General features: G+C 62.5%; 19 protein-coding genes. 8 read left to right on the forward strand and 11 right to left on the reverse strand.

Annotation, left to right across the window (positions count from 1 at the left end; translation table 11 throughout):
- Positions 1-236: 236 nt before the first annotated feature.
- From HS968_RS22415 to HS968_RS22450, 8 genes are all read right to left on the reverse strand, one after another.
- Positions 237-917: a phosphoglycolate phosphatase gene (locus tag HS968_RS22415; protein WP_182368714.1), complete on the reverse strand. Its 681-nt coding sequence runs from the start codon at positions 915-917 to the stop codon at positions 237-239.
- On the reverse strand, positions 914-1,588 hold the full coding sequence (rpe, locus tag HS968_RS22420; RefSeq protein ID WP_182368715.1) for a ribulose-phosphate 3-epimerase: 675 nt from the start codon (positions 1,586-1,588) through the stop codon (positions 914-916). The genes HS968_RS22415 and rpe overlap by 4 nt, the downstream gene beginning before the upstream one ends.
- 350 nt (positions 1,589-1,938) lie before the next feature.
- Positions 1,939-2,766 carry an ABC transporter permease gene (locus tag HS968_RS22425; RefSeq protein ID WP_106738606.1) on the reverse strand — a complete coding sequence of 276 codons (828 nt, stop codon included), beginning with the start codon at positions 2,764-2,766 and terminating at the stop codon, positions 1,939-1,941.
- Between the two features lie 166 nt (positions 2,767-2,932).
- The gene (locus HS968_RS22430; protein WP_106738605.1) at positions 2,933-4,180 is read right to left on the reverse strand and encodes an ABC transporter permease; all 1,248 of its coding nucleotides are present in this window, start codon (positions 4,178-4,180) and stop codon (positions 2,933-2,935) included.
- Between the two features lie 67 nt (positions 4,181-4,247).
- Complete coding sequence (locus tag HS968_RS22435) at positions 4,248-5,279, reverse strand: ABC transporter substrate-binding protein (protein ID WP_182368716.1); 1,032 nt, start codon at positions 5,277-5,279, stop codon at positions 4,248-4,250.
- Between the two features lie 53 nt (positions 5,280-5,332).
- The gene (locus HS968_RS22440; protein ID WP_106738603.1) at positions 5,333-6,430 is read right to left on the reverse strand and encodes an ABC transporter ATP-binding protein; all 1,098 of its coding nucleotides are present in this window, start codon (positions 6,428-6,430) and stop codon (positions 5,333-5,335) included.
- A 218-nt stretch (positions 6,431-6,648) separates the two neighbouring features.
- The gene (locus HS968_RS22445; protein ID WP_179622735.1) at positions 6,649-7,278 is read right to left on the reverse strand and encodes a response regulator; all 630 of its coding nucleotides are present in this window, start codon (positions 7,276-7,278) and stop codon (positions 6,649-6,651) included.
- Positions 7,275-9,680, reverse strand: a complete 2,406-nt coding sequence (locus HS968_RS22450) for a PAS domain-containing sensor histidine kinase (protein WP_182368717.1) — start codon at positions 9,678-9,680, stop codon at positions 7,275-7,277. The genes HS968_RS22445 and HS968_RS22450 overlap by 4 nt, the downstream gene beginning before the upstream one ends.
- Before the next feature lie 115 nt (positions 9,681-9,795).
- Here HS968_RS22450 and HS968_RS22455 point away from each other — a divergent pair, with 115 nt between their 5' ends.
- Positions 9,796-10,776: an alpha/beta hydrolase family protein gene (locus HS968_RS22455; protein WP_182368719.1), complete on the forward strand. Its 981-nt coding sequence runs from the start codon at positions 9,796-9,798 to the stop codon at positions 10,774-10,776.
- Positions 10,777-10,813: 37 nt separating this feature from the next.
- On the opposite strand, the gene HS968_RS22460 is transcribed toward HS968_RS22455, so the two are convergent.
- From HS968_RS22460 to HS968_RS22470, 3 genes are read right to left on the reverse strand one after another with little or no spacing between them, the layout of a single operon-like run.
- Positions 10,814-11,575 carry a DnaJ domain-containing protein gene (locus HS968_RS22460; protein ID WP_182368720.1) on the reverse strand — a complete coding sequence of 254 codons (762 nt, stop codon included), beginning with the start codon at positions 11,573-11,575 and terminating at the stop codon, positions 10,814-10,816.
- Positions 11,576-12,247, reverse strand: a complete 672-nt coding sequence (gene murU, locus HS968_RS22465) for an N-acetylmuramate alpha-1-phosphate uridylyltransferase MurU (protein WP_182368721.1) — start codon at positions 12,245-12,247, stop codon at positions 11,576-11,578.
- Positions 12,244-13,269 carry an aminoglycoside phosphotransferase family protein gene (locus HS968_RS22470; RefSeq protein ID WP_182368722.1) on the reverse strand — a complete coding sequence of 342 codons (1,026 nt, stop codon included), beginning with the start codon at positions 13,267-13,269 and terminating at the stop codon, positions 12,244-12,246. The genes murU and HS968_RS22470 overlap by 4 nt, the downstream gene beginning before the upstream one ends.
- Positions 13,270-13,394: 125 nt before the next feature.
- On the opposite strand from HS968_RS22470, the gene HS968_RS22475 reads away from it, so the two are divergent.
- The 7 genes from HS968_RS22475 (at position 13,395) to glpE (ending at position 21,078) form a co-directional block, all read left to right on the forward strand.
- Positions 13,395-16,193, forward strand: coding sequence for an LPS-assembly protein LptD (locus HS968_RS22475; protein WP_182368724.1), 2,799 nt, complete (start codon positions 13,395-13,397; stop codon positions 16,191-16,193).
- A complete protein-coding gene (locus tag HS968_RS22480; RefSeq protein ID WP_182368725.1) occupies positions 16,174-17,466 on the forward strand; it encodes a peptidylprolyl isomerase in 1,293 nt (430 codons plus the stop codon). The genes HS968_RS22475 and HS968_RS22480 overlap by 20 nt, the downstream gene beginning before the upstream one ends.
- A gap of 101 nt (positions 17,467-17,567) precedes the next feature.
- Positions 17,568-18,563 carry a 4-hydroxythreonine-4-phosphate dehydrogenase PdxA gene (gene pdxA, locus HS968_RS22485; RefSeq protein WP_182368726.1) on the forward strand — a complete coding sequence of 332 codons (996 nt, stop codon included), beginning with the start codon at positions 17,568-17,570 and terminating at the stop codon, positions 18,561-18,563.
- A gap of 117 nt (positions 18,564-18,680) precedes the next feature.
- Positions 18,681-19,490 carry a 16S rRNA (adenine(1518)-N(6)/adenine(1519)-N(6))-dimethyltransferase RsmA gene (rsmA, locus tag HS968_RS22490; protein WP_182368727.1) on the forward strand — a complete coding sequence of 270 codons (810 nt, stop codon included), beginning with the start codon at positions 18,681-18,683 and terminating at the stop codon, positions 19,488-19,490.
- 29 nt (positions 19,491-19,519) lie between these two features.
- Positions 19,520-19,900, forward strand: coding sequence for a Co2+/Mg2+ efflux protein ApaG (gene apaG / locus HS968_RS22495; RefSeq protein ID WP_119694329.1), 381 nt, complete (start codon positions 19,520-19,522; stop codon positions 19,898-19,900).
- The gene (locus HS968_RS22500; protein WP_179622743.1) at positions 19,900-20,718 is read left to right on the forward strand and encodes a symmetrical bis(5'-nucleosyl)-tetraphosphatase; all 819 of its coding nucleotides are present in this window, start codon (positions 19,900-19,902) and stop codon (positions 20,716-20,718) included. The genes apaG and HS968_RS22500 overlap by 1 nt, the downstream gene beginning before the upstream one ends.
- Positions 20,719-20,748: 30 nt before the next feature.
- Positions 20,749-21,078, forward strand: a complete 330-nt coding sequence (glpE, locus tag HS968_RS22505; RefSeq protein ID WP_182368728.1) for a thiosulfate sulfurtransferase GlpE — start codon at positions 20,749-20,751, stop codon at positions 21,076-21,078.
- Positions 21,079-21,333: the final 255 nt, after the last annotated feature.

The raw sequence follows: 21,333 nt of genomic DNA on the forward strand, positions 1-21,333 counted from the left end.
AGAGTTTGCAGCTAACCACCACGGTGCGATCTCGACAGGCGGGGGAATAAGGAGAGCGGCCAAGGTAGCAGCTACAAGCCACACGCTGCAAGCAGGGCAAGGCGATAGCGCTGTAGGAGCGGATTTATCCGCGATTTCATCGCTAATTTCGCGGATAAATCCGCTCCTACAAAAGCCAGATGCGTGTATTTGCAGCCTGCGCGGACATAGCCAGTGGCTTCACTTCTACAGATTCGTCAGAGCAGTTCGGCGAGGCTATCGACCACCAGGCTCGGCTGCTCCTCGGCAACGGGACGGCCATGGTTGTAGCCATAGCTCACCGCAATGCAGGGGATTCCGGCAGCGCGGGCGGCCAGCACATCGTTGCGCGAGTCGCCGACGAACAACGACTGGGCCTGGCTGACGCCAGCCAAGTGCATGACCTGCAGCAAAGCGGCCGGATCCGGTTTCTGTTGCGGCAGGGTGTCGCCGCCGATGATCCAGCGGAAGTAGCCACCCAACCCGACCTGCTCCAGCAGCGGTGCGACGAAGCGCTCCGGCTTGTTGGTCACCACAGCCAGCTCGACCGCAGCAGTGCTCAAGGCCTCCAGCAATTCGTGAACGCCCGGATAGAGCACGGTCAGTTCATGACAGTCGGCATAGATATCGAGAAAGCGCCCCAGCGCCTCCTCGGTCTCGACGTCGGACACTGCGGCGTGATCCAGGCCACCAGCCAGGGCACGGCGCACCAGCACGCGCGCACCGTTACCGACCCATTCGCGTACGCGCTCGATACCGGCTGGTGCGCGCCCTCTCTCGACCAGCATGCGGTCGACGGCTGCGGCCAGATCCGGTACCGAATCGACCAGCGTGCCATCCAGATCGAACATCACCAGGCGCGGCAACTCACCGGCGCACAGTTCGCGCAGCGCTTTCATCCACGCACCTGGGCCAGTTCGGCGCGCATTGCGTCGATCACGGCTTTGTAGTCCGGCTGGTTGAAAATCGCCGAGCCGGCAACGAAGGTGTCGGCGCCCGCTGCGGCGATCTCACGGATGTTCTTGGCGCTGACGCCACCGTCGATCTCCAGGCGGATATCACGGCCGCTGGCGTCGATCAGCGCACGGGCTTCGCGCAGCTTGTCGAGCGTGCCGGGGATGAACTTCTGCCCGCCGAAGCCGGGGTTGACGCTCATCAAGAGGATCATGTCGACCTTGTCCATCACGTACTTCAGCGCATCCAGCGAGGTCGCCGGGTTGAACACCAGGCCGCACTTGGCGCCGCCGTCCTTGATCAACTGCAGGGAGCGGTCGATGTGCAGGGTGGCTTCGGGATGAAAGGTGATGTAGCTGGCGCCGGCTTCGAGGAAATCACCGATGATGCGATCGACCGGGCTGACCATCAGGTGCACATCGATAGGCGCAGTAACGCCGTACTTGCGCAGCGCCGAGCAGACCATCGGGCCGATGGTCAGGTTGGGCACATAGTGGTTGTCCATGACATCGAAGTGGACGATGTCCGCCCCGGCGGCGAGTACGTTGTCCACTTCCTCACCCAGGCGGGCGAAGTCGGCGGAAAGGATCGACGGAGCGATGGCGAAGGGTTGCATGGCGCACCTCTGAGAACCGGTTTGGGATCTCGCGAGCTAGAGCCAAGCTAGGCAAAAACAGGCGAGAACGTAACGAAGTGAAGTAACAGCCGCAGGCTGGCCCGTAGGGGGAGCGCAGCGAATCAAGCGGAGTTTACTGAAGTAAATGAGCATTCCGAGCCTGTTTTTAACGACGCCTGGCCGACGCGCAGCAGATCGTAAAAGGTTCGTAGTGCTTGGTCACGGTGGCGCGCATTGTAGCGGCTGATGCATCGGATGACAGCGCACCATGACAAGCGCGCCAATTCGCCTCACGACAGAAAGGCCCCGCTGGTTTTCCGGCGAGGCCTTGTTCATGCAGCGGTCGCCATTTATTCCGGCGTCGATGTCCGCAGTTTCTCGCTACGCCCGCGCAGCCATTCCAAAGTCAGCAGCAGGAGGATGGAGAAGCCGATCAGCAAGGTCGCGGCGGCAGCGATGGTCGGTGACAGGTTCTCGCGGATGCCGCTGAACATCTGCCGTGGCAGGGTCGCTTGCTCCGGCCCGGCGAGGAACAGGGTCACCACCACTTCGTCGAACGAGGTGGCGAAGGCGAACAGCGCGCCGCTGATCACCCCAGGCGCGATCAGCGGCAGGGTCACCCGGCGAAACGCGGTGATCGGCGAAGCGCCCAGGCTGGCCGCTGCGCGCACCAGGTTGTGGTTGAAGCCCTGCAACGTAGCCGACACGGTGATGATGACGAACGGCACACCCAGCACCGCATGCACCAGAATCAGCGACAGGTAGCTGTTGCCCATCCCCAGCGGGGCAAAGAACAGGTAGCTGGCCACGCCGATGATCACCACCGGGACGATCATCGGCGAGATCAGCAAGCTCATCACCAGCGCCTTGCCGCGGAATTCACCACGGGTCAGGCCAATGGCGGCCAGGGTGCCGAAGACCATCGCCAGCAGGGTGGCGGCCGGGGCGATGATCAGGCTGTTCTTCAGCGAGCGCATCCAGTCGGCGGACATGAAGAAGTCCTCGTACCAGCGCAGCGAGAAGCCTTGCAGCGGGTAGACCAGGAAGGTGCCGGAGTTGAACGACAGCGGCACGATCACCAGCACCGGCAGTATCAGGAACAGCAGTACCAGGCCGCAGATGATGCGCAGGCCGTAGTACCAGAGACGCTCGACGGGTGACATGTAGGGGCTGAGCATGGGTGCTACTCCACTTGTGCTTTTAGCTCCCCTCTCCCGCTTGCGGGAGAGGGGCTGGGGGAGAGGGTTTGGTAAACCCGCCCTCTCCCGCCCTTTGGGCACCCTCTCCCGCAAGCGGGAGAGGGTCATCAGATGGCCTGCTACGCAGGCGTGTTCTATGGCCGTTTTAGCCAAGGCGCAGTTTGCTTGCACCGACCAGCCAGCTGTACACCACGTACAGCACCAGGGTCGCAGCCAACAACAGACCGCCGAGGGCCGTGGCCATGCCCCAGTTGATGGTGGTGTTGGTGTAGAAGGCGACGAAGTAGCTGATCATCTGGTCGTTCGGGCTGCCCAGCAGCGCCGGGGTGATGTAGTAGCCGATGGACAGGATGAATACCAGCAGGCAACCGGCGCCGACACCAGCCAGGGTCTGTGGGAAGTACACCCGCCAGAAACTGGCGAACGGATGGCAACCGAGTGACACCGCCGCACGCATGTAGCTGGGCGAGATGCCCTTCATCACGCTGTAGATCGGCAAGATCATGAACGGCAGCATGATATGCACCATGGCCACGTAGACGCCGCTGCGGTTGAACACCAGTTGCAGTGGCTGCTCGATGATGCCCAGTGATATCAGCGCACTGTTGATCAGCCCGCCGGACTGCAACAGCACAATCCAGGCTGCGACCCGCACCAGAATCGATGTCCAGAACGGCAGCAGCACCAGAATCATCAGCAGGTTGCCCTGGCGAGTCGGCAGGTTGGCCAGCAGGTACGCCAGCGGGTAGGCCAGCACCAGGCAGATAGCGGTGATCACCAGGCTCATCCAGAAGGTGCGGGCGAAGATATCCAGGTAGATGGCCTGATCCGGCGTGGCACTGGCCAGTTCGCCCAGGTCGTCGATACGGTGGTCGAGCGCCGCCAGCAGGTAGTACGGCGTTACCGAAGAAGCGTTACGACGGATCACCTGCCAATAGGCGGGGTCGCCCCAGCGCTCGTCCATTTCCTGCAGCGCATCCTGGTAGGACGCCGGCTCTTCGCGCAGCGGCAGTTTGCGTGCGGTGCTGCTGACCAGGCTGCGGAAACCCGCCAGCTCCATGTTCAGCCGCTTCGACAGGTCGCCCAAACTCTGGTTACGCCGGGCTTCGGCGATGTCCAGCGTGATAGCCTGATAGACCGTCTCGTCGGGCAGGCCACGGCCGTCCCAGCTGGCAATCGCCTCGACCGTGCGCGGCAGGCTGCCAACCACTTCCGGGTTGTCGACACTGCGCAGTAACAGTGCGCCGATAGGCAACAGGAAGGTCAGCAGAAGGAACAGCAGCAAAGGCAGGATCAGCGCCTTCGACTTCAGCCGGTTGAAGCGCTCGGCTCGGGCCAGACGCTGCTTCAGGCTCGGCCCGGGCAGCGCGGTGGCGGACAATTCGCTGGCCATGGACAACTCCGCAAGCAAGGTAGGAATTCAGACGGCCCCGCCAAGACGGGGCCGGGTAGGCGGCTGATTAACGTGCTGCCCAGGCGTTGAAACGCTGTTCCAGCTGCTCGCCGTAGTCAGCCCAGAAGGTCACGTCGATGGCCACCTGGTTGGCGATGTTCTCCGGCGTGGTCGGCATCAGATTCAGACGCTCAGGCGCCAGCAGCTCGATGGCCTGCTTGTTGGCCGGACCGTAGGCGATGTTTTCCGAGTAGGTCTTCTGCGCCTCTGGCTTGACCGAATAGGCGATGAATTCCTTGGCCAGCTCGGCGTTCTTGGCGCCACGCGGAATGGCCCAGGAATCGAAGTCGTAGATACCGCCGTTCCACACCACCTGCAGGTTGCTCTCGCCCTGCACCGCGGCGATACGACCGTTGTAGGCCGAGCTCATCACCACGTCGCCGGAAGCGAGGTATTGCGGCGGCTGGGCGCCAGCTTCCCACCACTGGATGTTCGGTTTCAGCTCGTCGAGTTTCTTGAAGGCGCGATCCTGGCCGTCTTTGGTCGCCAGCACCTTGTACACGTCCTTGACCGGTACGCCGTCAGCCATCAGGGCGAACTCCAGGGTGTACTTGGCGCCTTTGCGTAGGCCGCGCTTACCCGGGAATTTACTTACGTCCCAGAAATCGGCCCAGCTGGTCGGCGCTGCGCTGAGCTTGTCGGCGTTGTAGGCCAGTACTGTCGACCACACGAAGAAGCCAACGCCGCACGGCTGGATGGCGCCTTCGATGAAGTTGGACTCGTCGCCGAACTGCGCGGGATCGAGCTCTTCGAACAGGCCTTCATCGCAACCACGGGCCAGTTCCGGCGACTCCACCTCCACCAGATCCCAGCTCACGCTGCGGGTATCGACCATGGCTTTGACCTTGGCCATTTCGCCGTTGTATTCGCCGCCCAGCACCTTGTTGCCGGTGTCTTTCTCGAAGGGTTCGTAGAACGCCTTGACCTGCGCCGCCTTGTTCGCGCCGCCGAAGGACACTGCTGTCAGATCCACCGCCAGTGCCGGCATGGCACAGCTCACGCCCAGGGCGAGAGCCGCGAGCTTCAGGGATTTCGTCATTCTTGTAAGCTCCTCTGTGTTACGTGGTAAAGGTGAAGCACTGCGCGAAACGGTCACTCGGCTTGGAGTGGATCGAGCGCGCGGACATGCTCGACAGACCAGCCGAGCGGAACCAGATCGCCAACCGCCAGGCCAGGATCGAGCTCGGCCACGGGTTGCTTGACGTAGAAATCGGACTTGCCACAGACCTCCATGCGAATACGCACGTGGTCGCCCAGATAGATGAACTCGGCGATGCGCCCGGAGAACCGGTTCGGACAGGCTTCGCTGTGGCCGTTCATGCGGATGCGCTCGGGACGGATCGACAGGCTCACCGGCTCGCCGATGGCGCCGACATTCACTGCCGTGGCGCGCACTTCCTCACCACGCGCCAGGCGCACCACGCACTCCTCGCCCTGCTGGCTGACCAGCTCGCCAGCCAGGCGGTTGTTCTCACCGATGAACTGGGCAACGAAGGTGTTATGCGGCGCTTCGTAAAGCTCGCGCGGCGGGGCGATCTGCTGGATTTCGCCTTGATGGAAAACCGCCACGCGGTCGGACATGGTCAGCGCCTCGCCCTGGTCGTGGGTGACGTAGACCACGGTCACGCCCAGGCTCTGGTGCAGGTGCTTGATCTCCATCTGCATGTGTTCGCGCAACTGCTTGTCCAGCGCGCCGAGGGGTTCGTCCATCAGCACCAGCTGCGGTTCGAACACCAGTGCGCGGGCCAGTGCCACACGCTGCTGCTGGCCACCGGACAGCTGACCCGGATAACGGTTGCGGAAGCTATCGAGCTGCACCATCGACAGGGCGCGTTTGACCCGCTCGCTGGTGTCGGTGCGCGACATGCCGCGCACGCTGAGGGGGAAGGCCAGATTCTCGGCCACGGTCATGTGCGGGAACAGGGCGTAGTTCTGGAACACCATGCCAATGTCGCGCTTGTGCGGCGGCAGTTTGTTCAGCGAACGGCCATCGAGGAGGATTTCCCCTGCGGTCGGCGTTTCGAAACCGGCCAGCATCATCAGGCTGGTGGTCTTGCCGGAGCCGGACGGTCCGAGCAGGGTCAGAAACTCGCCCTTGCGGATATCCAGATTGAGATCCTTGACGATCAGCGTCTCACCGTCATAGCTCTTCTGCACGCCGCGGAAGCTCACCAAAACATCGTTTGCCATCACCGCACCCTTGTTCTTGTCTCTGGCTGATGACTAGAGATTAGAACTGCCTGGCGAAGCGGCAAATCAGGCGGGATGACAAGCTGATATCAGGCACAAGGAGAATCTGCTGTAGGGATTGCCCTACAAAATCCGAGCAGAGAAATCAGGCATTACGTCCGTAGGGTGCCGTGTGCACCAATTGCCTTGGGGCCGAAAGATCGGTGCGCACAGCGCCCCTACAGCAACCGATGCTCCATGGCGTAACGCACCAGGTCGGCCATCGAGTGCGCACCGAGCTTCTGCATCAGACGTGCCTTGTGGGTGCTCACGGTCTTGTTGCTGATGGCCAGGTGCAGGGCGATATCGTTGACCCCCTCACCACGCACCAGACGCTCGAACACCGAAAACTCGCGTTCGGAAAGTTGCGCATGCGGCGGGCGTGAATCGGTCAGGCCGACCTCGAACACCATGCGATCGGCCAATGCCGGGTCGATGTAACGCCCACCCGCAGCGACCTTACGAATCGCCGTGATCAACAGCGCCGGGTCGCTGTCCTTGGTGGCATAGCCAGCCGCGCCGACCTTGAGCGCCCGCGCCGCCATCTGCGCCTCGTCATGCATCGACAACACCAGAATCGCCGGCGGCGCATTCAGTGCCCGAATACGCGGAATGGCCTCCAGACCGTTGACGCCGGGCATGGAGATATCCAGCAGCACCACATCGCACGGTGTGCGGCGCAACACGTCGAGCAGTTGCTCGCCATTGCAGGCTTCACCCGCCACTTCGAGATCGCGCGCCATGCCGATCAGTTGCTTGATACCTTCCCGCACGATGGTGTGGTCTTCAGCCACCAGTACCCGAATCACGCGTTCTCCTCCCCATCCAGAACCACCCGAGCGTAAAGGGTAGTGCCCTCGCCTGGCAGACTGTCAATCCGCAACTCGCCGCCCAGCATGAGCATGCGTTCCTGCATGCCGACCAGGCCGAACGACTGCCCTGCTCTGCGCTGAGACGGGTCGAAACCCTTGCCATCGTCGGCCACCGCCAGACACAGAGTGCTCTGCTCCTGCCACAGACGAACCTCGACGCTGTGCGCACCGGCATGACGCATCACGTTGGTGAGTGCCTCCTGCAGGATGCGGAACAGACCGATGGCCTGAGCATCCGGCAGGCGCGGCAAATGCTCCGGCACCTCGACCAGGCAGGGGATCTGCGTGCGTTCTTCAAATCGTCGCACCTGCCACTCGATGGCCGAGGCGATGCCAGCATCGAGAATCGGCGGACGCAAAGCGGTCGCGACATCACGCACCAGCTGGAACAACTGGGCGATCAGCCGCTTCATGCTGGCCAAACGCTCATCCAGCGCAGGAATCTGCCCGGCGCAGGCCAGCTCGCACATCGCGGTTTCCAGCTTGAGCACGGTCAGCACCTGGCCCAACTCGTCATGCACTTCACGGGCGATACGCGCCTTTTCCTCTTCGCGCACGCTCTCCAAATGCGCGGACAGCTCGCGCAGGCGTGCACGGGAATCGGCCAAGGCCAGCTCCGCCAGTTTGTTCTCGGTGATGTCCCAGAGAATGCCGTCCCAGACCACCCGTCCGTTGCCCAACGAGCGCGCGGTCGAGCGGATATCTGCCCAGCGCACCAGGCCTTGATGCGTCTGAATACGGCCTTGCCAGTCCCAGTCACTCTCGCTTTCCAGCGCCAGCGTCTGGCTGTTCAGATAACTGGCCAGATCCTGCGGATGCACCAGGCTACGAATGCCGCGATCCTCGCGCTGCAGCTCGTGCGCCGGCCAGCCGACCATCTCCTGACTGGCTTCGCTGATGTAGGCGAAGTTGACCGCCTGCCCCGGCCCGGCACGCTCCAGGCGGAACACCAGACCGGGGACGTTGCCGGCGATGCCCTTGAAGCGCGCCTCGCTTTCCTCCAGCGCCGCACGCGCCCGACGGCGCTCGGTCACATCGCTGAGAAACACCACCAGATACTCGGCCTGGCGGTAACGCAGAAAGCTCAGCGACACATCCGCCGGCATGCGACTGCCGTCGGCACGCAGGCAGTCGATCTCGAAACTCGGCGAGCCCGCGTCCTGCTCGCGCACGCGCTTCCACAGGCGCAACCAGCGATCCATATCGAGCCCGGGCTCGAGCAGCCCCAGCGGCTTGTCCACCAGTTCACCCACGCCATAACCGAGCATACGTTCGGCCGCACGGTTGGCGTAACGCAGGTGGCTATCCCAGTTGACCCAGAGGATTCCCACCGTGCTGTTATCGATGGAGAACTGACTCAGACGCAGGGATTCCGCAGCCTGGCGATGCCGATCGAACTCACCACGCGCAGCCAGCAGCTCACGCTCCAACTGGCGGGTCTGCTGGCGCTGACGATAAAGGGCGGTTGCGCCGATCAGCAGCAACAGGCCAAGGAACAGGGTCAGGGTTTTCCAGAAGCCAACGAAGTCGCTGGACTGCGGATAACGCAGTGGCATCCAGGCTTCGCGCAACTCCTCCAGCTCACGCGCGGGCAGCGCCTTCAGGGTCTGATCGACGATGGCGGACAAGGTCGGCTGGTCACGCCGGGTCGCCAGGCGTAACAGCTGCGGTAGGCCAATATCGCCGACGATGCTGAGAATGGAGAAACGCGACTCGCGCAGCAGCAGACTGAGGCTGGCTTCATCCAGCACCGCGTAGCTGGCCTCCTGACTCAACACCTGCTGCAACGCCGCACGCTCGGAAGGCACCAGATGCAAACGCAGATTGGTGTGGGTTCGCCCCAGGTACTCCGCCGCCTGGCTCGGCGCGCGTACGGCTACCAGTTGCTCCAGAGGGAGTTGATCGATATCCACCGCACCGCTGCCGCTGCGCTCCCCCACCACCAGATGCGGGACGCGCAGATACGGCATGGAGTAATGCCAGATACGCAGACCGGCCGGCGTCTGCTGAAGGCCTGGAGCAAGATCCACTTCGCCGGCCTGGGCGGCTTTATCCAGCGCTTCTAGCGTCGGGTAGAGGCGCCAGTCCGGGCTGACGTCCATGCCCTCCAGCAGACGCTCCATCAGCTCGACATTGGCGCCGGTCAGTTGCCGATCCCGTCCACGCTGCACCCAAGGCGCCTGCAGCACGAGCCCTACCCGCAACACCGGATGCGCCTGGAGCCAGGCACGCTGCTCGCCATCGAAGGCCGGGCGCAGCGGCACACGCGTGGTATCCGCCCAGCAAGTAGAAACGCCCAGCATCAGCAGGACGACGAAGGAGGACAGGAGGGACTTCATGCGCGGGGTAGATCCGATGACGCGATCCCTTACCTTACTCCAGTCTTTATCCAACTTCCTGACAAAAACGGAAGTCGGCATTAGGCTCTGCTGCAGACACTCAGGAGTCTCACCGATGCGCTCGACCTCATATGCAATGTTCGGATTCTGCCTGCTCGCCTGGACGACTGCGTGGGCACAGGAGCCCACGAGCAGCGCGGATGCCGCCTCGCCAGGCACCAGCGAGTCGCCTGCGACGACAGAGCGCCCGGCTTTACCCGAGCGCAGCGTCAATGAGGCGCTAGCCCTGGAACAACGCCTGGACAAACGTGAACAACAGACGTTGCAAGCCAAGGACGAAAGCTTCCTCGCGCTCTGGTTGCCAGCCAATGTGGGTGAGCCCAGCGGCGCCGTGATCCTGTTGCCTGGCGATGTCGAGAATGCCGACGGTGCCGCGGCCGCCGGCCCACTGCGACGCAAGCTACCCGACGCCGGCTGGCACAGCCTGAGCCTGACGCTGCCGGATCCGGACGGCGACCCACTGCCCCTGCGCAGCGCAGCAGCTGACAACACGCCCAGCGAAGGCACTCCAGCAGCCGATACATCCACGACGAGCACGAGCGGCGCCGCCCCAGCCGAGCCCCAACCCACCACGACCGAGATCAGCCCCGAACAGCGGCGGCAGGCTCACAGCGAGCGCGTCATGGCCCGTATCGATGCGGCCATTGCATTTGCCAGCCAGCAGCAGGCCAAGGAGATCGTCCTGCTGGGTCACGGCAGCGGCGCTTACTGGGCAGCGCGCTATCTGAGCGAGCACAAGCCGGACAACATCCACAATCTGTTGATCGTCGCTGCGGAAGTGCCGGCAGGGTTCGCCCCACCACTCGACGAACTGGTTCCGCAATTGCCAGTGGCGACGGGGGATTTCTACTACAAGGATCAGGCGAGCGACCGCAATGCAGCGCTGAAACGTCTGCAAGCCAGCAAGCGCGCCAAACTACCCACTTATATACAGGTGGCCATGAAAGCCCTGCCGGGCAATCTGGACGTTCAGGAGGAACAGCTGTATCGACGTTTGCGCGGCTGGCTGAAACTGCACATCCATGCCGCCGGGTAGACGATGCATTCAAGGGTGCGTGCGACTTGCATGCGCCTCAGCGTAAACCCCGGCGTTGGCGAATCAGTGCATAGGCCTGGTGCAACTGGCGCGTGGTATCGGTGGCTTCGCGGATACGTTCCGGGGACGCGCCGGAACCTGCCAGCTTGTCGGGATGATGGCGACTCAATAGACGCCGATAAGCGCGCTTGATCTGTTCCGGCTCGCTATCGGCCGCCACCCCCAGCAGGCGTAACGCCTCCTGATAACTGCCGCCCGCTGGAGCCGGCTGCTGGCCGCGGCGCGGGGCATATTCCTCGCCCAGCTTCTCCAGTTGGGCAGTGTCCCAACCCAGCCACTTGCCCCACAGCCGGATCAACTCGTGCTCACCGGGCGCCACCTGACCATCGACCCAGGCCATCCGCCAGCAGGCACGCAGCAGGGTGTCGGCCCGCTCGCGCTGTCGCTGCAGGGGCGCACGCAGATTGTCGCGACCCGTCTTGCCGCGGGAGAACGCCTCGATGGCGCGCCGCCGACCAGCCTCATCGAACGCCAGCCGCTGCATCTCCGAACGCGCCTGCTGGATATGGCTCTGCAGAACGCGCCCATTGCTCTTGGCCATGCGCCCCAACATCAGAAACAGCAGATCATCATCCGTGGGCGCGGCACGCCATCCCAGGCGCTCACGCAGGTTGTCCCAGCCATGCAAACGCAGGCGTCGATCCAGCACCTGGCCAAGCAGGCCGCCCAACAGCGCTCCCGGGATACTGGCCAGGGCAAGCCCGGCAGCAGCTCCCAGCATGGTTGCAGGCCACAACACTTAAGGTGACTCCTGCAGCAGGCGTTCGACTTCCGCCAGGCGCTCGTGCGTACCGACATCGATCCAGCGCCCGCTAAAACACTCGCCACTGACCTGACCACCAGCCATGGCGCGACGTAGCAGAGGCGCAAGCTTGAAGGCACCATGCTGGCAGCCGTCGAATAGCGCTGGGCTCAGCACGGCCAGGCCGCTGTAGGTCAGTCGATTGGTATCTTCCGACTCATCCGTCACCTTGCCGTCGACCAATCGAAAGTCGCCTTGCGGGTGATGGCTCGGGTTCGCCACCAACACCAGATGTGCCAAACCGGCCAACGGCCTACGCAGTTCAGCGAAGGCGTAGTCGGTGAAGACATCGCCATTGACCACCAGAAACGGCTGCTCACCGAGCAGCGGCAGCGCCTTGAAAATGCCGCCACCAGTTTCCAGTGGCTCGCCCTCGGGGGAATAGACAATGCGCATGCCAAAACGCGAGCCATCGCCGAGGTAATCCTCGATCTGCTGGCCAAGCCAGGCGTGGTTGATCACCAACTCGGTGAAACCCGCAGCCGCCAGGGCGCGCACGTGATACTCGATCAAAGGAACGCCTGCTGCACGCACCAGCGGCTTGGGGGTGTGCAGGGTCAACGGACGCATACGCTCGCCCTTGCCTGCCGCCAGGATCATTGCCTTCATGCTGGCACGGCCTCGGATTGTGGAAGGCTGGCAAACAACTCGGCCAGCTCGGCCAGTTCCGGGCGACGCTCCAGTACCGCCTGGATATAGGCGAAGAAGCGGGGCACGTCGCTCAGGTACCTGGGCTTACCATCGCGGTGGCAGATACGGGCGAAGATACCGATCACCTTGAGGTGCCGTTGCACGCCCATCAGATCGCTGGCGCGCAGAAAGTCCTCCAGCGAGGCCTGCACTGGAATGCCTGCCGCCTTCGCCTGCTCCCAGTAGCCACGCAGCCAACTCTGAACCCGCGCCTCGGGCCAACTGAGGAAGGCATCCTTGAACAGGCAGGTGATGTCATAGGTTACCGGCCCATAGACAGCGTCCTGAAAATCCAGGACACCTGGGTTGGGCGTACTGAGCATCAGGTTGCGCGGCATGAAGTCGCGGTGCACCAGCACCTTGGGCTGAGCCAGGGCGCTGTCGATCAGCAGTGTGCTGATGCGCTGCCAGGCAGCGTCTTGCTCGGCAGTGAACGTATGACCCAAATGGCGCTGCACGTACCACTCGGGAAACAATTGCAACTCACGTCGCAACAGGGCGTCGTCGTAATGCGGCAGATCGCCGTCGAGTGGCAAACGCTGCTGTTGCAACAAGGCCTCGATGGCGTCGGCGAACAGTACATCGGCATTGCTTTCATCGATCACGTCCAGGTAGGTCTGCCTGCCAAGATCGTCGAGAATCAGAAAGCCTTGCTCAAGATCGGCTGCCAGCACCTCGGGCACATGAATGCCAGCGCCAGCCAGCAGAGCGGCGATTCTGACGAAAGGCGCGCAGTTCTCCTGAGGCGGTGGCGCATCCATCAGAATCAGGCTGCGCCCTTCGGACTGCCAACGGAAGTAGCGACGAAAACTGGCATCGCTGCTAGCCGGCGTCAGACTGGCCGCCGGCAGCGCTCCCCAGCCACGCGTAGCGAAGAGGACAGGCAATTGCTCGGTGAGCCAGGTTTGCAGCTGTTGCAGACGTACATCGTGTTCGGACATCAAGGGGGTCTCCGACGGCGCTAGCCGTTGCGCGGGTCATGCTTTATTATCCAGCATCTTTTTCAGCCCATCGAGAGGCGTGCGGCCCCTGGGCCGATAGCGCGCAGGAAGCCCGGACTAACAAGATGGCAGTAAAATACCCCGCGTTCCGCAAAAAATTCCCGCTGCTGGTAACTGGCAGCCTCCTGGCCTTACAGCCCGCGTTCAGCCTACAGTCCTTTGCCGCCGAGCAATACGATTGCCAGGCGTCGTCTTCGGGCGGCTGGGCCTGCGCGCCGAAAACGGCGACCAGCGCCCTGCCTCCTCGCCCGCAACACAGCCGCAATGCTGTCAGCGCATCGAGTGGCTCGGCTGGCGAAACGACTGCCAAGCAAGAGGCGGCTCCCGCACTGGTAACCGAGAGCAAGGGCCGCGCCCTCGCCTCGCGTAGTGCTGACTACAGCCACCTGGACTGGGTTCCGCGCGAGAAGCTGACCGCCGCACAACTCGCCGAAGCCGGCCCTTATTGTGCCGGTGCCTATGTCGAGCCGCTTCGCCCTGGCATGGATGACACCACGCCGCTGGACGAGTCGCCGATGTTCGTTTCCGCCAAGGCCTCACGCTTCGAGCAGGAAAAACAGATCGCGACCCTGGCTGGCGACGTGGTGCTGCGCCAGTCCGGCATGCAGGTCGAGGCCGATGAGGCCAGCCTGCACCAGACGGAAAACCGTGGCGAGCTGGTCGGCAACGTGCGCCTGCGCGACAAGGGCATGCTGGTTGTCGGCGACCGTGCCGATCTGCAGCTGGATAACGGCGAAGCCCGTATCGACAATGCCGAATACGTCATGCACAAGGCTCACGTACGCGGCAGCGCGCTCTACGCCAAGCGCGAAGAGACCGCAATCATCCGCCTCAAGGATGGTACCTACACCCGCTGCGAACCGGGCGACAACGCCTGGCACCTGAAGGGCAACAACGTCACCCTGAACCCGGCAACCGGCTTCGGCACCGCGACCAACGTGACGTTGCGGGTCAAGGACATCCCGGTGTTCTACACCCCGTACATCTATTTCCCGATCGACGACCGTCGCCAGTCCGGCTTCCTGCCACCAAGCTTCGGCACGTCGAGCAGCAACGGCCTCTCGCTGCAAACACCGTACTACTTCAACCTGGCGCCGAACTACGACGCCACGTTGTATCCGACCTACATGGCCAAACGCGGCCTGCTGATGGAAGGCGAGTTCCGCTACCTGACAGAAAGCAGCGAAGGTCAGGTCGGCGGAGCATGGCTGAACGACAGCGAAGACGAACGCAAACTGCAGTCCGAGTACGAAGACCAACGCTGGATGTACAGCTGGCAGCACAAGCAGGGCTTGAACTCGCGTCTGCTCGCCGAAGTCGACTACACCGATATCAGCGACCCGTACTACTTCCAGGATCTGAATACTGACCTGGGCATCGAGACAACCACCTACGTCAACCAGCGTGGCACGCTGACCTATCGTGGCGACAGCTATACCGCACGCCTGAACCTGCATGCTTACGAACTGGCCAATATCACCGACGTAACGCCATACGACCGTCTGCCGCAAATTACTCTGGACGGCAAACTGCCCTTCAATCCGGGCGGTCTGGATTTCACCTACGGAACCGAGTACGTCCGTTTCGATCGCAATCTGCGCTCGGGCTTTTTCACTGACAAGGACGGTGTAACCGGTCGCCCGCAGGATATCTGGTACGACGAACGACTGACTGGCTTGAACCGCGCAGATGGCGAACGCTTGCATGTAGAGCCTGGCGTAAGCCTGCCGCTGGACTGGAGCTGGGGCTACGTCAAGCCCCAGGTGAAGTACCTGCAGACGCAGTATCAGGTAAACCTGGATGGCAAAGGTAAATCCGAACTTGCGACCAATGATCCGGAAAATCAGTGGTTCGGCGTCGACTACAAGCGTTCGCCTAATCGCGGTGTCGGCTTGTTCAGCGTCGACAGTGGCCTGTATTTTGACCGCAACACCCAGCTGTTCGGCAAAGACTTCCGCCAAACCCTGGAACCCCGCGCGTTCTACCTGTACGTTCCGGAAGAAGACCAGACCGATATCCCGGTGTTCGACACGGGCGAGCCCACCTTCAGCTACGCCTCGCTGTGGCGTGAAAACCGCTTTAGCGGCAAGGATCGCATCGGCGACGAGAACAAGCTGTCGTTGGGCGTAACCAGCCGCTGGATCGAGCCGAACGGTTTCGAACGCCAGCGTTTCAGCATCGGCCAGGCATTCTATTTCGAAGACCGCAAGGTGCAGATGCCCGGTATCGATTACCGTGCCCGCCAGGAAGCCACTTCCGATGTGTCGCCATATGCGCTGGAGTACCTGTATCGCTTCAACCGCGACTGGCGCTTCTCGTCGACCTTCAACTGGGATCCAGATCAGCACGCAACCCGCTCGGGTAGCGCGATGTTCCACTACCAACCGGAAGCTAACCCGAACAAGGTGGTCAACGTCGGCTATCGCTATCGTAATGACACCGTGCGTTATGACCGCGACAGCGGTACCTGGACAACCAATCCAGACTACGGCACACCCGGCAGCCCCAACTACATCAAGAACTACTACAAGATCGACCAGCATGACTTCTCCGTCATCTGGCCTCTGGCGCCACAATGGAGTCTGATCTCGCGCTGGCAGTATGACTACGGCCGCAACCGTACCCTGGAAGCCTTCGGTGGCTTCGAGTACGACAGTTGCTGCTGGAAGCTGCGCCTGATCAACCGTTACTGGATCGATTACGACGAAGTCAGTCTCGACCCATCGCGCAACGACGAGGCCGACCGCGGCATCTTCCTGCAGATCGTCCTCAAGGGCCTCGGCGGCGTTGTTGGCAACAAGGTGGAAACTTTCCTCGACCAAGGCATTCAAGGTTACCGTGAACGTGAAGACCAAGCTTTCTGATTGCCTGCGCCCCCTGCTGTTGGGCGCAGCACTGCTGGCGGTGACGGCTCAGGCCCAAGTCCGCCCTCTGGATCGCGTCGTGGCCATCGTCGACAACGACGTGGTCATGCAGAGCCAGCTCGACGCTCGCCTGCACGAAGTGCAACAGACCATCGGCAAACGCGGTGGCTCCTTGCCACCCGAGCATGTGCTCAGCCAGCAGGTACTCGAACGCCTGATCATCGAGAACATCCAGCTGCAGATCGGTGATCGCTCCGGCATCCGCATCACTGACGAGGAACTCAGCCAGGCCATGGGCACCATCGCTCAGCGCAATGGCATGTCCCTCGAGCAATTCCGCGAAGCCCTGGCACGCGACGGCCTGTCCTACGCCGATGCTCGCGAGCAAGTACGCCGCGAGATGATCATCAGCCGCGTCCGTCAACGCCGCGTAGCCGAGCGTATCCAGGTTACCGATCAGGAAGTGCAGAACTTCCTGGCCTCCGACCTGGGCAAGATGCAGCTGTCGGAAGAGTTCCGCCTGGCCAACATCCTCATCCCGGTGTCGGAAGCTGCCTCCTCCAGCGAAATCCAGGCCGCAGAGCGCCAAGCGCAAGAGCTGTATCAGCAACTGCAGCAAGGCGCGGATTTCGCCCAGCTGGCGATCTCCCGCTCCGCCAGCGAAACCGCACTGGAAGGTGGCGAAATGGGCTGGCGTAAAGCCGGTCAGCTACCGCCTCCGTTCGACAACATGATCAACATGTTGAATCCAGGTGAGGTCACCGAGCCGGTGCGCACGCCGGGCGGTTTCATCATCCTCAAGCTGATCGAGAAGCGCGGCGGTGACACCCAGGTGCGTGACGAAGTACATGTTCGCCATATCCTGATCAAACCCAGCGAAATTCGCAGCGAAGAAGAAACCCGTCGCCTGGTCGAGCGCCTATATCAGCGCATCGTTGCCGGCGAGGACTTCGCCGAATTGGCGAAGAGTTTCTCCGAAGATCCAGGCTCGGCGCTCAACGGCGGCGATCTGAACTGGATCGACCCGAATGCGCTGGTTCCCGAGTTCCGCGAAGTGATGAACAACACGCCGAGCGGCGAGCTGTCCAAGCCCTTCAAGAGCCCTTACGGCTGGCACGTGCTGCAGGTCATGGGCCGCCGCGCCACCGACAGCAGCGTCCAGTTCCGCGAGCAACAGGCCGCCAACCTGCTGCGCAATCGCAAATACGACGAGGAACTGCAGGCCTGGTTGCGGCAGATCCGCGACGAAGCCTACGTCGAGACCAAGTTGTAATCCCTGTAACTCGACCAGAAAGCCCGGCCCTGCGCCGGGCTTTTTCGTTATGTGCACAAGCAGCGTAGACTGACCGGCCCGCGACCTCTGCGAGACCGTACATGAGCGCACACCGACTCTTTGCCCTGACCCCTGGTGAACCCGCAGGAATCGGCCCTGACCTTTGCCTTCTGCTCGCCCGGGAGAAACAGCCCGAGGCGCTGGTGGCCATTGCTAGCCGCCAACTGCTGGCCGAGCGCGCAATACAGCTTGGGCTGGATATCGAACTGCTTAGTGCCGAACCAGGGCAGTGGCCGGACAGCCCCGCAGCTGCCGGCAGCCTGTATGTCTGGGATACGCCACTGGCAGCACAAGCCGAGCCCGGCAAACTGGCGCTCGCCAACGCAGGGTATGTGCTTGAAACCCTGACCCGCGCCGGCCAGGGCTGCCTGAACGGTACATTCGCCGGGATGATCACGGCGCCCGTGCACAAGGGCGTAATCAACGAGGCCGGCATCGCCTTCTCCGGGCATACGGAGTTTCTCGCCGACCTGACCCATACCGAGCAAGTAGTGATGATGCTGGCCACCCGCGGCCTTCGTGTCGCCCTGGTCACCACCCATCTACCCCTGAAAGATGTCGCCGCTGCCATCACCGCCGAACGCCTGGAACGCGTCACACGTATCCTGTATGCCGATCTGCAAAGCAAATTTGGCATCGCCAAGCCACGGATCCTGGTCTGCGGACTCAATCCACATGCAGGCGAAGGCGGCCACCTTGGCCGCGAGGAAATCGAGATCATCGAACCGACGCTGGAGCATCTGCGTACGGAAGGCATGAACCTGATCGGCCCGCTGCCAGCCGACACCCTGTTCACCCCCAAGTACCTCGAACATGCCGATGCTGTCCTGGCCATGTACCACGACCAGGGCCTGCCGGTGCTCAAGTTCAAGGGTTTTGGCGCCGCGCTGAACGTTACTTTGGGCCTGCCGATCATTCGCACATCGGTGGATCACGGCACCGCGCTGGATCTGGCCGGTACCGGCCGGATAGATATCGGCAGCCTGCAAGTGGCACTGGAAACCGCCTACCAGATGGCCGCCAGCCGTACGAATTGAACCACTGACACCACGGGCCGCGCCCGCGGGGCGGCATTCGCTGGTAGACTGTGCGACTTCTTTTTTTTGCATCCAGCCTCGATGCGTAACGCCTCGAGGCGCTCCGCGGAGCCGCCCATGTCCGACTACCAACACCGTGCGCGCAAGCGCTTCGGCCAGAACTTCCTGCACGATGCCGGAGTGATCGACCGCATCCTTCGCGCCATCCGCGCCAAGGAAGGCGAGCGCCTGCTGGAGATCGGCCCGGGGCAAGGCGCCCTGACCGAGGGATTGCTCGGCAGCGGCGCACAGCTCGACGTGATCGAGCTGGATCTCGATCTCATCCCCATCCTGCAGCACAAGTTCGGCAATAACCCGCACTTTCAGCTGAATCAGGGTGATGCACTGAAGTTCGACTTCACTCGTCTCAACGCGGCGCCGCGCAGCCTGCGTATAGTCGGCAACCTGCCTTACAACATTTCCACCCCGCTGATTTTCCACCTGCTGGACAACGCGCCGCTGATTCGCGACATGCACTTCATGCTGCAGAAGGAAGTGGTCGAGCGTATGGCAGCAGGCCCTGGCGGTGGCGACTGGGGACGACTGTCGATCATGGTGCAGTACCACTGCCGCGTGGAACACCTGTTCAATGTCGGCCCCGGTGCCTTCAATCCAGCACCCAAGGTGGATTCGGCGATCGTGCGTCTGGTTCCTCATGAAACCCTGCCGCACCCGGCCCAGGATCACCGCCTACTCGAGCGCGTCGTGCGCGAAGCGTTCAACCAGCGCCGCAAGACCCTGCGCAACACCCTGAAACTGCTGTTGCCAGCCGAAGCCATCGAGGCGGCTGGCGTTGATGGCAGCCTGCGTCCTGAACAGCTGGATCTGGCCGCGTTCGTCCGTCTGGCCGACCAACTGGCTCTGCAGCCCTCGGCTGCGCGGGACTAAACTGCAATCACGCTCAACGGGTTACCCGCATGTCCGACCCTCGCTATCAGATCGACGTCAGCGTCACCACTCGCTACCTGGCCGCCCAGTCGCAGCCGGAGCAGAATCGCTATGCGTTCTCCTATACCGTGACCGTCGTCAATAACGGCGAGCTCCCAGCCCAGCTACTGTCGCGCCACTGGATCATCACCGACGGCGATGGCCGCGTGCAGGAGGTTCGTGGCGCCGGGGTGATCGGCCAGCAGCCACATATCGAGCCAGGCGCCAGCCATACCTACAGCAGCGGCACGGTCATGGCCACTCAGGTCGGCATCATGCAGGGCAGTTACCAGATGCTCGCTGAAGACGGCAAACGCTTCGACGCGACCATCGCGCCGTTCCGTCTGGCCGTCCCCGGGGCCCTTCACTGATGGCGGTGTATGCAGTCGGCGACCTGCAAGGCTGTCTGAAGCCGCTCAAGTGCCTGCTTGAGCAGGTGTCTTTCGATCCGGCACAAGACCAACTATGGCTGGTAGGCGACCTGGTCAATCGTGGCCCGCAGTCGCTGGAAACCCTGCGCTTCCTCTATTCCATTCGCCACGCCGTGACCTGTGTGCTGGGCAACCATGATCTGCATCTGCTGGCCGTGGCCCACAACATCGAGCGCCTGAAAAAAGGCGACACCCTGCGCGAGATTCTCGATGCCCCCGATCGCGCCGACCTGCTCGACTGGCTGCGCATGCAGAAACTGGTGCATCACGATGCCGAGCGCAAAGTCACCCTGGTGCATGCCGGCATTCCGCCACAATGGACACTGAGCAAGGCCCTGCGCCGCGCCGCCGAGGTGGAGGAAGCCCTGCGTGACGATGCGCGCCTACCGCTGTTTCTCGATGGCATGTACGGCAACGAACCGGCCAAATGGAACAAGGAGCTGCATGGCGTGACCCGCCTGCGCGTGATCACCAACTATTTCACCCGCATGCGCTTCTGCAAGGCCGATGGCACCCTGGATCTGAAAAGCAAGGAAGGCGTTGGCAGTGCCCCGCCCGGCTTCGCCCCCTGGTTCAGCCACCCGCAGCGCAAGATGCGCGGAGAGAAGATCATCTTCGGCCACTGGGCAGCGCTCGAAGGCAATTGCCAGGAGCCCGGCCTGTACGCACTCGACACCGGCTGCGTCTGGGGCGGTGCAATGACCCTGCTCGATGTCGACAGCGGTGAACATCGCCGCTGCACCTGTCCCAAGGAATAAGCCCCTACGAATCACGCAAAGGCCACGAACATGAGCGAATTCAAACGTATTTCCCCGCAGCAGGCCCAGGAGCTGCGCAGCAAAGGCGCCGTCGTGGTCGATATTCGCGACCCACAGAGCTTCGCCAATGGCCATATCAGCGGCTCGCGCCACCTGGATAACCACTCACTGCATGACTTCATCACCCAGGCCGACCTCGACGCGCCGCTGATCGTGTCCTGCTACCACGGCAATTCCAGCCAGGGCGCCGCGGCCTATCTGGTCGGACAGGGTTTTTCCGAGGTGTATAGCCTCGACGGCGGTTTCGAGCTGTGGCACGCCACTTACCCGAGCGAAACCGCGCAGAGCAGCGAAGAATAAATTTCTTCAGCCGGCAGGCCGCGCCCGCTCTGGCCTGCCGGCTCTTCCCGACGCACGGTAACATCCAGTTATCGTTGTCCCGCCCTTGACGCTCGGCAGAACGAACTATTCTGTTACTTAGGCCATCCCACTCAAGGTAGAGCCGGCTAACCGGCATCGGGCCATCGGTACGACTTTCTGGTTCTGGGGGATTCTTCCCGACTTGTCCTTAAGCCGGGGTCACCCAGCACCCGCACGACCGATCCCGAGCCAGCT

It is taken from the genome of Pseudomonas berkeleyensis (assembly GCF_014109765.1).
Classification (GTDB): domain Bacteria; phylum Pseudomonadota; class Gammaproteobacteria; order Pseudomonadales; family Pseudomonadaceae; genus Aquipseudomonas; species Aquipseudomonas berkeleyensis.

Excerpts from the sequence above, each read along its gene's own strand:
- pdxA (WP_182368726.1), top strand. The coding sequence starts at position 17,568 with ATGAGCGCACACCGACTCTTTGCCCTGACCCCTGGTGAACCCGCAGGA.
- HS968_RS22475 (WP_182368724.1), top strand. The coding sequence starts at position 13,395 with ATGGCAGTAAAATACCCCGCGTTCCGCAAAAAATTCCCGCTGCTGGTA.
- HS968_RS22450 (WP_182368717.1), bottom strand. The coding sequence starts at position 9,680 with ATGAAGTCCCTCCTGTCCTCCTTCGTCGTCCTGCTGATGCTGGGCGTT.
- glpE (WP_182368728.1), top strand. The coding sequence starts at position 20,749 with ATGAGCGAATTCAAACGTATTTCCCCGCAGCAGGCCCAGGAGCTGCGC.
- HS968_RS22470 (WP_182368722.1), bottom strand. The coding sequence starts at position 13,269 with ATGTCCGAACACGATGTACGTCTGCAACAGCTGCAAACCTGGCTCACC.
- HS968_RS22455 (WP_182368719.1), top strand. The coding sequence starts at position 9,796 with ATGCGCTCGACCTCATATGCAATGTTCGGATTCTGCCTGCTCGCCTGG.
- HS968_RS22425 (WP_106738606.1), bottom strand. The coding sequence starts at position 2,766 with ATGCTCAGCCCCTACATGTCACCCGTCGAGCGTCTCTGGTACTACGGC.
- rpe (WP_182368715.1), bottom strand. The coding sequence starts at position 1,588 with ATGCAACCCTTCGCCATCGCTCCGTCGATCCTTTCCGCCGACTTCGCC.
- HS968_RS22500 (WP_179622743.1), top strand. The coding sequence starts at position 19,900 with ATGGCGGTGTATGCAGTCGGCGACCTGCAAGGCTGTCTGAAGCCGCTC.
- HS968_RS22440 (WP_106738603.1), bottom strand. The coding sequence starts at position 6,430 with ATGGCAAACGATGTTTTGGTGAGCTTCCGCGGCGTGCAGAAGAGCTAT.
- HS968_RS22430 (WP_106738605.1), bottom strand. The coding sequence starts at position 4,180 with ATGGCCAGCGAATTGTCCGCCACCGCGCTGCCCGGGCCGAGCCTGAAG.
- murU (WP_182368721.1), bottom strand. The coding sequence starts at position 12,247 with ATGAAGGCAATGATCCTGGCGGCAGGCAAGGGCGAGCGTATGCGTCCG.
- HS968_RS22435 (WP_182368716.1), bottom strand. The coding sequence starts at position 5,279 with ATGACGAAATCCCTGAAGCTCGCGGCTCTCGCCCTGGGCGTGAGCTGT.
- rsmA (WP_182368727.1), top strand. The coding sequence starts at position 18,681 with ATGTCCGACTACCAACACCGTGCGCGCAAGCGCTTCGGCCAGAACTTC.
- apaG (WP_119694329.1), top strand. The coding sequence starts at position 19,520 with ATGTCCGACCCTCGCTATCAGATCGACGTCAGCGTCACCACTCGCTAC.
- HS968_RS22415 (WP_182368714.1), bottom strand. The coding sequence starts at position 917 with ATGAAAGCGCTGCGCGAACTGTGCGCCGGTGAGTTGCCGCGCCTGGTG.